Consider the following 12,854-nt stretch of genomic DNA (forward strand, 5'->3'; position numbering starts at 1 on the left):
TGGGTTTTCCGCTACCGTTGAACAGTCGTCTCACTGAGCAGGAACGCCTCCATGAACAAGACGTGTATTGCCCTGGCGCTGGCCGGGATGGTCGGTGCCGCCGAAGCGGCGGTGGTGGTCAAGCCACATGCCTATGAGATCGCCGGTGAAACCTATGAGGGGCTGCTCGTCTATGACGATTCGGTCACCACGCCGCGGCCCGGCTTGCTGATGGTGCCCAACTGGCTGGGCGTCACCGAGCGCTCCGCTGAAAAGGCGGCGCGCGCGGCGGGGGATAAGTACGTCGTATTCATGGCCGACCTCTACGGCAAGGCGGTGCGCCCATCCAATCCGGACGAAGCCAAGGCAGCGGCTACATCGGTACGTGGCGATCGTCCGCTGATGCGCAAACGGGCCCAGGCTGCGGTCGAGGCGTTCAGGTCGCAGCAGGTGGTGGCGCTGGATACCGGCAAGATGGCGGCGATCGGTTTCTGCTTTGGCGGCGGTGCAGTGCTTGAGTTGGCCCGGTCCGGCTCCGATCTGGACGCCTTTGTCTCGTTCCATGGAAACCTCGATACGCCGACCCCGGACGACGCCAAGCAGATCAAGTCACCAGTGCTGGTGCTGCACGGTGCCGACGACCCGGCGGTGCCGAAAGAACAGGTCGATGCGTTCATCGCCGAGATGAAAGCCACCGATGTCGACTGGCAGATGAATATCTATGGCAACGCCGTGCATTCCTTCACCGACCCTTACGCCAACGTGCCTGGGCGCAACGAGTTCAATCCGGAAGTGGCCGAGCGGGCATTTCAGGCCATGAACAGTCTGCTCGATGAGGTGTTTGTCTCGCAGTGATGCGACCGGAGGTTGCGGTCGGTTGCGTCAGGTCAGCCGCTATCCAAAAAAGATGGAGGCTGACCTGCGCGGGTCGGCAAATGATCTCAGCGCGGAACGATCCGCACACGCCCAGCCGTGTTGTCACGCCGCCCAGCCTTGTCGTTCTCGGCACGCCCGGGAATCGAGCCCTCGGCGGCGCCGCGATCTCCGCTGGCCGTTCCGTCCAGTTCGCGTTCGTCGACACTGAGTGAGGTGGCATCGGGATAGCCAGTGGTCAACGTTTCGGTGCTGGCGGTGACAGGGGTCGCTTCCTCTTCACCCCAGCTGGCGCTGCGCTCGTCGATATCGATCGCGCCGTTGCGCTCCATCAACGCTTCGACCATGGCGACTTCATCATCGGTATCCAGCGTGACGGTCACGATGGTCGAGCCGCGCCGGGCGGCCTCCGGATAACGACCGGCGTGCTGGCTGGAATCATTGCCGAAGACCTTGTGAAAGAAGCTGCCAAGCTTTTCGGCGACCGTGGCGTCATCGTTCGGCTCTTCGCCGATTACCTCCACGCGGCTGCTATCCACAGTGTCCGGGTTGAAGGATGCGGAAATCTGGATGGCGTCGCTGGTTATCCCTTTGCTCAGGAGCTCGGTTTTGACTTGCTCGGCTTGGGCGTAACGATCAAACGCCGCTAGGAGGATCTGGGGCATGACTTCACCTTGGGTATGCAGACCAGGCTGCGGTTCATATATGCGGCGAGCGTCTCGACCGGTCAGGTGAGTGCGTGCCGTCCTGATTGTTGGGCGGGTGAGCCAGGTGGATGGTTCCGTAGCGGGTCATTACCCAATGATTCGGACGCCGGGTACCTGAGCGGGCCGCGCCGGTAACTGGCGCGGCCCGATGGGCATATGGCCGGCTCAGCCATTCACCACCTTGCCGCCGTTGATGTGGATGGTCTGGCCGCTGACATAGGACGAGTCCTCGCATGCCAGATAGACGTAGGCCGGGCCTAGCTCGGATGGCTGGCCGCAGCGTCCCATGGGCATCTGGCTGCCGAAGTCTTCGAGCAGTTCCGGGTCGTGCTTGCCCAGCGATGGCGGTTGTAGCGGCGTCCAGATCGGGCCAGGGGCGATCTGGTTGACGCGAACGTCGCGCTCGATCAGCTGCTGCGACAGGGCGCGTGTGAAGCCGTCGATGGCGCCCTTGGTCGAGGTGTAATCGACCAGCATCGGGTTGCCGATAAAGGAATTGATCGACGTAGTGTTGATGATCGAGGCGCCAGCCTTGAGGTGAGGCAGTGCAGCACGGGTGAGATAGAAGTAGCCATGAATGTTCGTGGCGAAGGTCTTCTCCCACTGCTCATCGGTGATGTCCTCGAGCCGCGTCTGGACTTCCTGGCGTCCGGCATTGTTCACCAGCACGTCCAATTGGCCGAACGTCTTCACCGTTTGCTCCACCGCGTCGTTGCAGTGGCTGCTGTCGCGGATGTCGCCTGGCAGCAGCAGGCAGCGCTGCCCCTCGGCTTCGATCATGCGCTTGGCGTCTTCGGCATCCTGATGCTCATCGAGGTACATGATCGCTACGTCGGCGCCTTCTCGGGCGAAGTGCACCGCTGCCGCGCGGCCGATGCCGCTGTCGCCACCGCTGACCAGCGCGACCTTGCCAGCGAGCTTTCCGCTGCCCTTGTAACTGTCGCGAATGAACTCGGCCGGTGGCTGCAGCTCGCGTTCCAGACCGGGCAAGCGGTCCTGTTTCTGTGCGTGGATCTTCGGATAAGCCATAGGTACTCCAGACATGAAAGTGGGTTCTGTACGTACGGCTGGTGCCTGGCGGGAAAGTTTCGGCGGAGTGCCGAGTGGGCGTCCGGTGGTGACCGATGATCGGGAAAGGCGCTGTATAGCTAGATGGCGCTTGGCCATGTATTTGCGCTGGCCTATAGTGCCGCCCGCCACGGACGGCCGCAGCACCCCAGCGTAGGGATGTCATGGCCGTTCACGCCTACCATCTGCAAGGGAATGACCATGAAAACCAAGCAACTCCTGACACTGCCGCTGCTCGCTGCGCTGTTGTCCGCCTGTACTGCCACCACTTCGCTGCGCTCCAGCGACCCGAGCCTCGCTGTCAAGATCAACGACGATGCTCCGCTGGTACTGAAAAACCCCGTAAACAAGACCTACAAGGCGACCAGCTTCGGTCAGTACCGCTTCCGCGCTACGCAGGACGGCATGGAACCGATGTACGGGATCGTCCCGCTCAAGTTCAACAGTGGCTATCTTGTCGCTGACATCCTGTTCTTCGCGCCGGCCGCGTTCTACAACCTGCGTGAGGTCTATCCGTTCTACGAGTTCGACGTGGCGCAAGGCGTGATTCGCTACAAGAAGAAAGAGCAGGATCAGTGGACCAGCTACAAGCCGACGGCTGCCGAGGTCGAGCGCGCCCGCGCTTACTTCAATCGATAACGCTCACGCCTGAACGCCCCTAGCAGCGCCACGACTACCTTCGCTGGCGTTGCCCCTGTAGGAGCCAGCTTGCTGGCGATCTTTTCGACACCGAAGAGGCGTGGATCGCCAGCAAGCTGGCTCCTACAACAGCGTGATGTCGTAAGGGTTCGCGCAGTTCGCTACAGGTACGGTGCTGCAGGTCTGTTATCGGTCGCGAGATGCCTGCTCGGCCTAACAGCGACCGACTGCAGGATTCCGCACCTCGCAGCGCCACGACTACCTTCGCTGGCGTTGTCCCGTGTAGGAGCCAGCTTGCTGGCGATCTTTTCGGCACCGCGCAGGCGCGGATCGCCAGCAAGCTGGCTCCTACAGCAGCGTGATCCGCGACTTGTCCATGTCGTACCGGTGCGGACAGTTCGCTGCAGGTGCGCTGCAGGTCTGCCACCGGTCGCCAGATACTTTTCCGGCCTGACATCGACCGACTGCAGGCGTAGAATCCGCGCCGCTCCAGCTGTCCCTCTTCGCACCTCCAACGCTTACGCTGCCATCCTGCGTGCATTACCTGCGCCGCGGGCGATCTGCGTGGTGGCAGGTGATGGAACGGCCATCCCTTACACCTTCTTCGTCACACTGCACTGTGCCGTCCTGGCGCGTTGCGGTTGCCGAGTGAACAGCAGTTTTCAGACGTCGCCCACATGAACGAATCGCAAAGCTCCTACGGCGGGAGTTGGCTCAGCGTTATCGCGCTGGCCCTGGCCGCTTTTATTTTCAACACGACGGAATTCGTCCCGGTCGCCTTGTTGAGCGACATCGGTCGGTCGTTCGATATGCCGCCGTCTCAGGTCGGGCTGATGTTGACCATCTACGCTTGGGTGGTCGCGCTGATGTCGCTGCCGATGATGCTGCTGACCCGCAATGTCGAGCGACGAACCCTGCTTATCTTCGTGTTCGTGGTGTTCATCGGCAGCCATCTGGTGTCCAGCGTGGCGTCGAGTTTCGGCATGCTGATGGTCAGCCGCATCGGCATCGCACTGTCCCACGCGGTGTTCTGGTCGATTACCGCCTCGCTGGCCGTGCGCGTCGCCCCGGCTGGCAAACAGGCGCAGGCGCTGGGACTGCTGGCTACCGGCAGCGCACTGGCCATGGTGCTGGGCATTCCGCTGGGCCGTGTCGTCGGCGAGGCGCTGGGTTGGCGCACCACCTTTCTGGCGATTGCCGGGGTCGCCGCGCTGGTTGTGCTGGTTCTCGCGCGGACCTTGCCGCTGCTGCCAAGCCAAAATTCCGGCTCGCTGCGCAGCCTGCCGGTGCTGTTCAAGCGCCCGGCACTGGTGGCGACCTATATGCTGACGGCGCTGGTGATTACCGCCCAGTTCACGGCTTACACCTACATCGAGCCCTTCGCGCAGACCATCGCGCATTTGAGCGGGGACATGACCACCGTGTTGCTGCTGCTGTTCGGTGGTGCCGGCATCCTCGGCTCCTTCCTCTTCAGCCGCTACAGCGGGCGCTATCCCAAGGGCTTCATGATCGCGGCGATCTCGGTCATGGCGACCTGCTTGCTGCTGTTGCTGCCGGCGGCACGCGACAGCTCGTTGCTGGGCATGTTGGTCGTTGTCTGGGGGATTGCCGGGATGTGCTTTGGTCTGGCGTTGCAAACCAAGGTCTTGAACCTGGCTTCCGACGCAACTGATGTCGCCATGGCCTTGTTCTCGGGCATCTACAACATCGGCATTGGTGGCGGTGCGCTGCTGGGCAGCCTGGTCACCGTTCATCTCGGCCTTAGCAATGTTGGCATCGTTGGCGGCCTGTTGGCACTGAGCGGCGTCGTGCTGTGCTGCTTTGCGACCTATCGCTTCGCCAGACCGGTGGGCAGCGCTGCGCTCTGACGCGTTGGGGCAGGGGCAGCGGGGCAGTGATCCCTCGTTGCTGCGAGGGCTAGGCTTGGCCGAGAAGCTGAGTGCTCCGTTGACGAAGTCCCTGGCGACGTCGATTCCGGTATCAGCCGTCAATGGTGGGGGAGCGTAGCCAGCCATCCCGTCAATGCAGTTCGTTGGCGAAGCGACCCACCGCGCTAACGACCTGTTTGGCACCGTCCTGGATTTCGACGATCACCTCGCCCGCCTGGTTGGCCAGCGACAGCCCTTGAGCTGCTTGCTCGCGGCTGTTGGCCATTTCCCGTACGGCTTCGTCGACCAGCGCCTGGTTCTTCTGCACCACACTGACGATCTCTTCAGTAGCGGCGCTGGTGCGGCCGGCCAGTTGGCGAACTTCGTCGGCGACTACGGCAAACCCGCGACCCTGTTCGCCGGCGCGTGCGGCTTCGATGGCGGCGTTGAGTGCGAGCAGGTTGGTTTGTGCAGCGATGCCCCCAATGGTCTGGACGATGGAGCTGATCAGGTGCGATTGCTGGCCCAGCGCCTCGATACCCTGGGTGGCTGATTCGACCTCCTCGGCGATGCGTTTCATGGTCGCAACTGTATCCTTGACCACCACGGCGCCGCGCTCGGCGCTGGTGTCGGTCTTGCGCGACACGTCATAGGCGATGCTCGCCGCCTCCCGGACCTCTTCCTCACGTGCGACCTGATCGCTGACCACACTGGCGAACTTGACCACTTTGCACAGCTTGCCTTCGGTGTCATAGACGGGGTTGTAAGTCGCTTCCAGCCAGACGTCCCGGCCCATGCTGTCGATGCGCTTGAAGCGGTTCGCAACGAATTCGCCGCGATTTAGCGTTTGCCAGAAGGTCTTGTACTGCTGGGAAGACGCTTCTTCCGGGGTGCAGAACATGCTGTGGTGCTTGCCCACGATCTGCTTGAGCGAATAGCCCATGCCTTGCAGGAACTGGTCGTTGGCCGAGACTATGGTGCCGTCCAGATTGAACTGAATGACCGCGGTAGAACGCAGCAGCGCCTTAATGAACGCTTCGTTCTCCTTTGCCAGCTGCAGCTCTTTCGTCACTTCACGGGCGTACCCGCTCATGTGCAGCAACTTGCCTTGGGCGTTCAGGACCGGATACCAATCGATGTGCAGCCAGGCAAGGCTGCCGTCGGTGCGCAGAAAACGATAGTCGTCGCTGACGGGTTCGAGCTTGGACACGGCCGCTCGGAAATTATGAAAGCAGGGCAGGCTTTTTACATAGGCCGGGACGATATCCGCCATGGCGCGGCCTTGCAGTTGCTCGACCTTGTAGCCGAGCGTCTGCGCGAATTTCTGGTTGACGGCCACCATTCGAAACTCGGTGTCGAGGGTGATCGACAGCATCGTTGCGTTCATTTGATCGCGAAGCTGCCGGAGCAGCGACAGTTCTACAGCCTGGTCTTCGACTTGTTTTTTGAGGTGGCTGTTGAACATGAAAGCACCGGAAGCTGAGTGGACGTAACCGCTCTATCGGCACGCCACTTCCATACTTGATGACCAACGTCGTTCGGTGCGTGTGCGTCAGTCGACCCGCTCCAAGCGCACCCGGATTACGCCGGCGCGAGCGCTGGCGATGCGCTCAAACGCCGCTTTCGATAGGTCGATAATCCGTCCTCGGACGAATGGCCCGCGGTCGTTAATACGCACCACGACGCTTTGGCCGTTACGGGTGTTGGTGACTTGTACCCGAGTGCCGAACGGCAGCGTGCGATGAGCCGCTGTCAGCGCGTTTTGGTCGAAGCGCTCGCCGCTGGCGGTCAGTTTGTTGTGGTGCTGGTTGCCGTAATATGAGGCCTTGCCTGAACCGATCAGCGCGCCCGTCTCGGTGGGCACTTCCTGCGGCGAGGGGGTCTTCGGTCGCGGAGTGGTACAGCCTGCAAGTGCTACGACCATGAGCAGGGTGAACAACCAAACGGCTGGCCTTATGAGCATCGTCGATCCTTGTCTTCGTCATGAGAGATCCGGGCAGCGCCGTACGGAACGGCAAGGCGCGGTGCCATTAAGAGTGTATCGGTGCCAGTAAGTTTTCGAGGTCAATCGTGCTTCAGTGATCAGCGCTCGCGCACCGGGGATGTTGCAAGCCGAGCGGTGTAATGCACAGCGGACCCGATCGCCTGGGTCCGCCCCGGCGCGCTTACTCGCTCGGTTTGGCGAGCCAGGCGTCAGCGATGCGTTGGTATTCTCCAGTGGCCTTGGTCAAGTGCAGCCACTGATCGACGTAGGCCTTGAAGGCCACATCACCGCGGGGCAGCAGGAAGGCCTTTTCGCTGTACTGCAGGGGTTTGTCGGGGTTAACCGCGCACAGAGTCGGGTAGTTGCGCTGTTGATACTGCGCCTCCGACGAGTCGGTGATCATCACGTCGGCCTTGTTATCGGCGACGGATTTGAAGATCACGGTGTTGTCGTGGAACAGCTCCAGCTGCGCCTTGGGCAGCTCGCGACGCACGAAGGCTTCGTTGGTGCCGCCTGGCGGCTCGATCAGGCGCACCGAGGGCTGGTTGAGCTGCTCGATGGTCTGGTACTTCTCGACCTCATCACAGCGGACGAAGGGGATCTTGCCGTCCACGGTGATCGGATTGCTGAAGAAGGCCTTCTTTTGCCGCTCGAGTGAAATGGAAACGCCGCCCACGGCCATGTCGCATTGAGCGAGGAAGTCTGGCATCAACGTCTTCCAGGTGGTCGGTACCCACTCGATCTTGACGTCCAAGGACTTCGCCAGCGACTCAGCGAGTGCGATGTCGATGCCCTCGTAGCGCTTGTCGTCGCGCAGAAAGGTGTAGGGCTTGTAGTCGCCAGTCGTGCAGACCTTCAGCGTACCGCGCTGTTGGGCTTCATCGAGCACCGAGGAGGAGGGCGCGGCGAAGGCCGCGCCGCTGGCCAGCAAGATGCCAGCCGCAATCAGAGATCTCATGGTGTTTCCTTGCAAGGGCATGCCTGGGCGGCCGCGGTTATTGTTCTGGCCCGTCAGTTGGAGCGGGCATGTCGAACGTACCGGACTGCGGACCGGCCTCACAAGGTTTAACTGAGTGGAGAGTTGCCACGGCTGCACGTCGGCAGCCGCGGATTATCTATCTCAGGCGTGCGGCTTGCTACGAATGGTCTTCATCAAATCGGCCGGGGTGATGTGGCCGACCACGCTGCTGGCGCTGCCCGGCTGCGGCAGGTTGAGGATGTTGCCCTTGATCTTGCCGATCACGTGCATCTCGCAGGGCTTGCAGTCGAACTTCAGGGTCAGCACCTCATCGCCGTGCACCAGCTGCATGGGCGCAACCTTGGTGCGCACGCCGGTCACGCCCTTGGCCTGTTTCGGGCAGAGGTTGAAGGAGAAACGCAGGCAGTGCTTGGTGATCATCACCGGCACTTCGCCGGTTTCTTCATGGGCCTCGTAGGCCGCATCGATCAGTTGCACGCCGTAACGGTGATAGAAGGCGCGGGCTTTCTCGTTGTAGACGTTATAGAGGAACGACAGGTGCGCTTCCGGGTAGACCGGCGGCGGTACGCTGACGGCCTTGCGACTGCCTAACGGCCGAATCGCTTCGCGGGCTTCGGTCAGCGCCTCAATGGTTTCGCGGCGCAGGGCCTTGAGTTGCGAGTTGGGGATGAAGAAGGCCTGCGGCGCATCCACGTCCACTTCTTCGGCGTGGTAGATCGTGGTGCCCAGCTGGCTCAGCAGGTCGGCGATCTGGCCAGGCACTTGTTCCGGCTTCTTCGCTTCGCCGAATGGGCCGGCCAGCGAGACGCTGGCATAGGCGCCTTCTTCGCTGGTGACGTGCAGCTCCAGCTCATCGGCACGCAGCTTGGCCAGCCAACGCACGCCGATGCGGCGCTCGGCGGACGTCTTGAGCAGCGCGTTCTGCCAGTTGTGGTCCAGGTTGCGGTTGAGCGGATGGTTCGGACGTAGCTGGCGGATCGCGTCGGGCATCTCGTTAGGCTTCACGCGGTATTGCCAGAGCGACTGACCGTCCTCTTCAAGCTGACCAAGCGGCTCGACCACACTGGCACGAAAACCCACCACTTCGCGCTTGATCAGCACGTTCAAACCATCGCCATTGGACAGCGGCTCACGGGTCTGCACCGTCAGGTCGTGCTTGCCAACCTTGAGCACTTCGCCCACGGCGAGACCGGTGAAGGTCGGCGAGTCGAAGGCGCCAATGTCGATCTTGCGGTCGGTCACGAAGTAATCGGTGCTGCCGCGGTGGAAGGTCTTGTCCGGGTCCGGTACGAAGAAATGGTCGGTGCGGCCGCTGGAGGCGCGGGCAAGGTCGGTGCGGTCTTCGAGAATCTCGTCGAGTCGCTGACGGTAGTAAGCGGTGATGTTTTTCACGTAGCTCACATCCTTGTAGCGCCCCTCGATCTTGAACGAGCGCACGCCGGCGTCGACCAGCGCGCGCAGGTTGGCGCTCTGGTTGTTGTCCTTCATCGACAGCAGATGCTTGTCGAAGGCAACGACGCGGCCCTGGTCATCCTTGAGCGTGTAGGGCAGGCGGCAGGCCTGAGAGCAATCGCCACGGTTGGCGCTGCGGCCGTTTTGCGCATGGGAAATGTTGCACTGACCGGAGAACGCCACGCACAGCGCGCCGTGGATGAAGAACTCGATCGTCGCATCGGTGGCATCGCTGATCGCACGGATTTCCTGCAGATTCAGCTCGCGGGCCAGCACCAGCTGTGAGAACCCGGCCTTGTCGAGGAATTTGGCGCGCTCCAGGGTGCGGATGTCGGTCTGGGTGCTGGCGTGCAGCTCGATTGGCGGGATGTCCATTTCCATCACGCCCATGTCCTGCACGATCAGCGCATCGACACCAATCTCGTACAGCTGCCAGATCAGCGCCCGCGCCGCTTCCAACTCGTCGTCATGGAGGATGGTGTTGATCGTGACGAATACCCGTGCGTGGAACAGATGCGCAAATTTCACCAGCTCGGCAATGTCCGCCACGCTGTTCTCGGCGTTGTGCCGCGCCCCAAAACTCGGCCCGCCGATGTACACCGCATCGGCGCCATGCAGGATGGCTTCGCGAGCAATGGTCGTGTCCCGGGCAGGGGAGAGCAGTTCGAGATGATGTTGGGGCAAGGACATGAGCGCGGACCGGGTGCAGATGGAAGCCGCGCATTGTAAAGACTTACGGGCCATTTGGGACTGGCCGCTGGGCGAGTAGACCAAGGACCTTAAACACGCTGGATAGAGCTGACCCGCGTCAGCCTCTCTACGTCGCCAATTGCGAGCAGCCTGGCTTGGTTTCAATGGTTATCAGACGCTCGTCTGCGGCTTCTAAAAATCTGCGGTTCAGTTTGCCGGCCTGCTCGCATGTGTAATCAAGGGCTTCCAGCAAGGCAAGATGCGAACATATAATGCGAACGATTCGTAGAATCAATCATATTCCATGGAAGCTGACAGATGCCGACCAACACGCTTGCCCAGCTAGCTCCAGCCGCTGGATGCCCGAAGCTCGCCCTCCGACCGCTCGCACTGGTCGTTCACCTACTCGCAGCTGGTGCCGTCCTGGCAAGCATGCCTGCATACGCACAGGAGACCGCTGCAACTGAAGCGGACGACGCAACCACCCTTGACGCTGTCACTGTCACCGGTGAGGCGGTGCGAGACGTGACGGAAGGGACCGGGTCCTACACTACGGGTGCTGCACGCACGTCCACGCCACTCAGCATGTCTCTTCGCGAAACGCCGCAGTCTGTCAGCGTAATAACGCAGCAGCGGATGGAAGATCAGGACATGCAAACCATCCTTGATGTGGTCAACAACACCACTGGCGTGTCGGTCAATCGCTACGAAACCGATCGGGCGCAGTTCAACGCGCGCGGTTTCGAGATCAACTCCTTGATGATCGATGGTGTGCCGACGATCTGGGAGCAGCCATGGAGCTCGGGCGAGATGTTCAGCAGCCTGGCAATGTATGACCGCGTGGAAGTGGTGCGCGGTGCAAACGGCCTGATGGCGGGGGCGGGCGAGCCGTCCGCTTCGCTCAACTTGGTTCGCAAACGCGCGAACAGCCGCGAGTTGACCGGCTCGGTCGAGGTGAGCGCTGGAAGTTGGGATACCTACGGCACGCAAGGAGATATCTCCTTTGCCGTGAACGAAGCCGGCACAGTGCGTGCGCGGTTGGTTGGGGAATATAACGAAGGTGATAGCTGGATCGATCTGAAATCGAAAGAACGCGAAACCTTCTACGGCACCATTGACGTCGACCTCACCCCGGATACCACACTGTGGTTCGGCTTGAGCCGCCAGCAAAACGATTCCGACTCGCCTATGTGGGGCGGGTTGCCGATCTGGTACGCAGACGGCAGCCGCACGAACTGGAGCCGCTCCAAAACCACTTCCGCCAAGTGGAGCAAATGGGACAGCACATACGAAACCTACTTCGTCAACCTGGACCACCGCTTCGCCAACGACTGGGAGATGAACCTGAGCTACAACCGCGGCGAACGCGATTCCGACTCCTACCTTCTGTATCTTTCTGGAAACCCAGGGCGGGACGGCAGCTCGCCGATGTTTTCATTTCCTGGCTCCTATAAGACTGAGACCGTGCAGGACGACTACAGCATCCGCCTTGGCGGGCCTGTGATGCTGTTCGGGCGTGAGCATGAGGTCGCCTTCGGCTACATCTATAGCCAGCAGGACTTCAATGCCGATTCTCGCGCCGCGCAGAGCGGCTTTGGTGGTGTCGCCAATTTCGATGCCTATGAAGGAAACTTTCAGGCGCCGATTTGGGGAGGGTTGACGCCCTACAGTTACGGCGACCTGACACAAAAAGGGTTGTACGGTGTAACCCGTCTGAGCGTGACAGACGACCTGAAAGTGATCCTTGGCGCGCGCGACAACCGCTACGAGAAGACCAGCGACGACACTCCGTTCACATCGCCCTCCCGTCTGGATGAGCACGAACTGACACCGTACGCCGGTATCGTTTACGACCTCACCGAGAACCTCTCGGCCTACGCCAGCTATACCGATATCTTCCAGCCTCAAGCTCGGCGTGACATCACCGGGCAGCAGCTGGCGTCCATTATTGGTGAAAGCTACGAGACGGGCTTGAAGGCCGAGTTCTTCGAAGGCCGGTTGAATGCGTCTGCGGCGATATTCAAGATCAAGCAGGATGGCCTGGGCGAGAGCACGGGTGTGCCCGTTCCGGGTGGCATGGCCGGTGAGTTTGCCTATCAGGCCATCGATGTGACCAGCGAGGGCTTCGAGCTGGAAGTTTCCGGCGAGCTGTCACCGGGCTGGAATCTCATGGCCGGCTACACCCAGTTCGAGGTTAAAGACCCGGACGGTAACGCCCGCAGCACGCGTTTCCCGACCAAGCTGCTGCGCACCTTCACGACCTATCGCCTGCCGGGCGCCTTCAACAAGCTCACCGTCGGCGGCGGGGTGAATTGGCAGGAAAGCATCTACACCTACGCCACCAGCCCAGCCGGCAACCGCGAGAAGATCGAGCAGGAAGCCTATGCGCTGGTTAACCTGATGGCTCGCTACGAGGTGACGGACAACCTCACCGCCCAGCTGAACGTCGACAACCTGACCGACGAGGAGTACTTCGATATGTTCGAAGCCTACGGTGCCCTGACGTACGGAGCTCCCCGTAGCGTCACTGCATCTGCTAAGTACCGCTTCTGACCGAAGCGATTTTGAGCGCCGGCCCGTTAGGCCATCCGTGGAGCGCTAAAGGAAAGCCCCGA

Annotated in this window: 10 protein-coding genes and 1 pseudogene; 4 read left to right on the top strand and 7 right to left on the bottom strand. The window is 61.3% G+C overall.

Annotated features, from left to right (window positions below):
* Window positions 1–87 precede the first annotated feature (87 nt).
* Window positions 88–834, top strand: coding sequence for a dienelactone hydrolase family protein (locus tag ACQKEK_RS17365; RefSeq protein WP_499143975.1), 747 nt, complete (start codon window positions 88–90; stop codon window positions 832–834).
* 86 nt (window positions 835–920) lie between these two features.
* On the opposite strand, the gene ACQKEK_RS17370 is transcribed toward ACQKEK_RS17365, so the two are convergent.
* Together ACQKEK_RS17370 and ACQKEK_RS17375 are read right to left on the bottom strand one after the other, a co-directional pair.
* The gene (locus tag ACQKEK_RS17370; RefSeq protein ID WP_499143916.1) at window positions 921–1,517 is read right to left on the bottom strand and encodes a hypothetical protein; all 597 of its coding nucleotides are present in this window, start codon (window positions 1,515–1,517) and stop codon (window positions 921–923) included.
* 207 nt (window positions 1,518–1,724) lie between these two features.
* A complete protein-coding gene (locus ACQKEK_RS17375; RefSeq protein WP_499143915.1) occupies window positions 1,725–2,588 on the bottom strand; it encodes an SDR family oxidoreductase in 864 nt (287 codons plus the stop codon).
* 240 nt (window positions 2,589–2,828) lie between these two features.
* Between ACQKEK_RS17375 and ACQKEK_RS17380 the strand changes: the two genes are divergently transcribed.
* Entirely contained in the window at window positions 2,829–3,266 is a 438-nt protein-coding gene (locus ACQKEK_RS17380; protein ID WP_499143914.1) for a hypothetical protein, read from the top strand.
* Between the two features lie 677 nt (window positions 3,267–3,943).
* The gene (locus ACQKEK_RS17385) at window positions 3,944–5,134 is read left to right on the top strand and encodes a sugar transporter (RefSeq protein ID WP_499143913.1); all 1,191 of its coding nucleotides are present in this window, start codon (window positions 3,944–3,946) and stop codon (window positions 5,132–5,134) included.
* A gap of 151 nt (window positions 5,135–5,285) precedes the next feature.
* On the opposite strand, the gene ACQKEK_RS17390 is transcribed toward ACQKEK_RS17385, so the two are convergent.
* From ACQKEK_RS17390 to ACQKEK_RS17410, 5 genes and pseudogenes are all read right to left on the bottom strand, one after another.
* Window positions 5,286–5,843: a methyl-accepting chemotaxis protein gene (locus ACQKEK_RS17390; RefSeq protein ID WP_371916883.1), complete on the bottom strand. Its 558-nt coding sequence runs from the start codon at window positions 5,841–5,843 to the stop codon at window positions 5,286–5,288.
* A pseudogene (locus tag ACQKEK_RS17395) lies at window positions 5,823–6,599 on the bottom strand (PAS domain-containing protein); the annotation flags it as partial. The gene ACQKEK_RS17390 and the pseudogene ACQKEK_RS17395, both read right to left, overlap by 21 nt.
* An 87-nt stretch (window positions 6,600–6,686) precedes the next feature.
* The gene (locus tag ACQKEK_RS17400) at window positions 6,687–7,097 is read right to left on the bottom strand and encodes a septal ring lytic transglycosylase RlpA family protein (RefSeq protein WP_499143912.1); all 411 of its coding nucleotides are present in this window, start codon (window positions 7,095–7,097) and stop codon (window positions 6,687–6,689) included.
* A 202-nt stretch (window positions 7,098–7,299) separates the two neighbouring features.
* The gene (locus ACQKEK_RS17405) at window positions 7,300–8,076 is read right to left on the bottom strand and encodes a transporter substrate-binding domain-containing protein (protein ID WP_499143911.1); all 777 of its coding nucleotides are present in this window, start codon (window positions 8,074–8,076) and stop codon (window positions 7,300–7,302) included.
* Between the two features lie 162 nt (window positions 8,077–8,238).
* The gene (locus ACQKEK_RS17410) at window positions 8,239–10,239 is read right to left on the bottom strand and encodes a peptidase U32 family protein (protein ID WP_499143910.1); all 2,001 of its coding nucleotides are present in this window, start codon (window positions 10,237–10,239) and stop codon (window positions 8,239–8,241) included.
* Between the two features lie 318 nt (window positions 10,240–10,557).
* Between ACQKEK_RS17410 and ACQKEK_RS17415 the strand changes: the two genes are divergently transcribed.
* Window positions 10,558–12,792: a TonB-dependent siderophore receptor gene (locus tag ACQKEK_RS17415; protein WP_499143909.1), complete on the top strand. Its 2,235-nt coding sequence runs from the start codon at window positions 10,558–10,560 to the stop codon at window positions 12,790–12,792.
* Window positions 12,793–12,854: the final 62 nt, after the last annotated feature.

The organism is Pseudomonas sp. NPDC077408, from assembly GCF_050269105.1.
Lineage (GTDB): Bacteria > Pseudomonadota > Gammaproteobacteria > Pseudomonadales > Pseudomonadaceae > Stutzerimonas.

Excerpts from the sequence above, each read along its gene's own strand:
- ACQKEK_RS17415 (WP_499143909.1), top strand. The coding sequence starts at position 10,558 with ATGCCGACCAACACGCTTGCCCAGCTAGCTCCAGCCGCTGGATGCCCG.
- ACQKEK_RS17380 (WP_499143914.1), top strand. The coding sequence starts at position 2,829 with ATGAAAACCAAGCAACTCCTGACACTGCCGCTGCTCGCTGCGCTGTTG.
- ACQKEK_RS17400 (WP_499143912.1), bottom strand. The coding sequence starts at position 7,097 with ATGCTCATAAGGCCAGCCGTTTGGTTGTTCACCCTGCTCATGGTCGTA.
- ACQKEK_RS17375 (WP_499143915.1), bottom strand. The coding sequence starts at position 2,588 with ATGGCTTATCCGAAGATCCACGCACAGAAACAGGACCGCTTGCCCGGT.
- ACQKEK_RS17370 (WP_499143916.1), bottom strand. The coding sequence starts at position 1,517 with ATGCCCCAGATCCTCCTAGCGGCGTTTGATCGTTACGCCCAAGCCGAG.
- ACQKEK_RS17410 (WP_499143910.1), bottom strand. The coding sequence starts at position 10,239 with ATGTCCTTGCCCCAACATCATCTCGAACTGCTCTCCCCTGCCCGGGAC.
- ACQKEK_RS17365 (WP_499143975.1), top strand. The coding sequence starts at position 88 with ATGGTCGGTGCCGCCGAAGCGGCGGTGGTGGTCAAGCCACATGCCTAT.
- ACQKEK_RS17385 (WP_499143913.1), top strand. The coding sequence starts at position 3,944 with ATGAACGAATCGCAAAGCTCCTACGGCGGGAGTTGGCTCAGCGTTATC.
- ACQKEK_RS17405 (WP_499143911.1), bottom strand. The coding sequence starts at position 8,076 with ATGAGATCTCTGATTGCGGCTGGCATCTTGCTGGCCAGCGGCGCGGCC.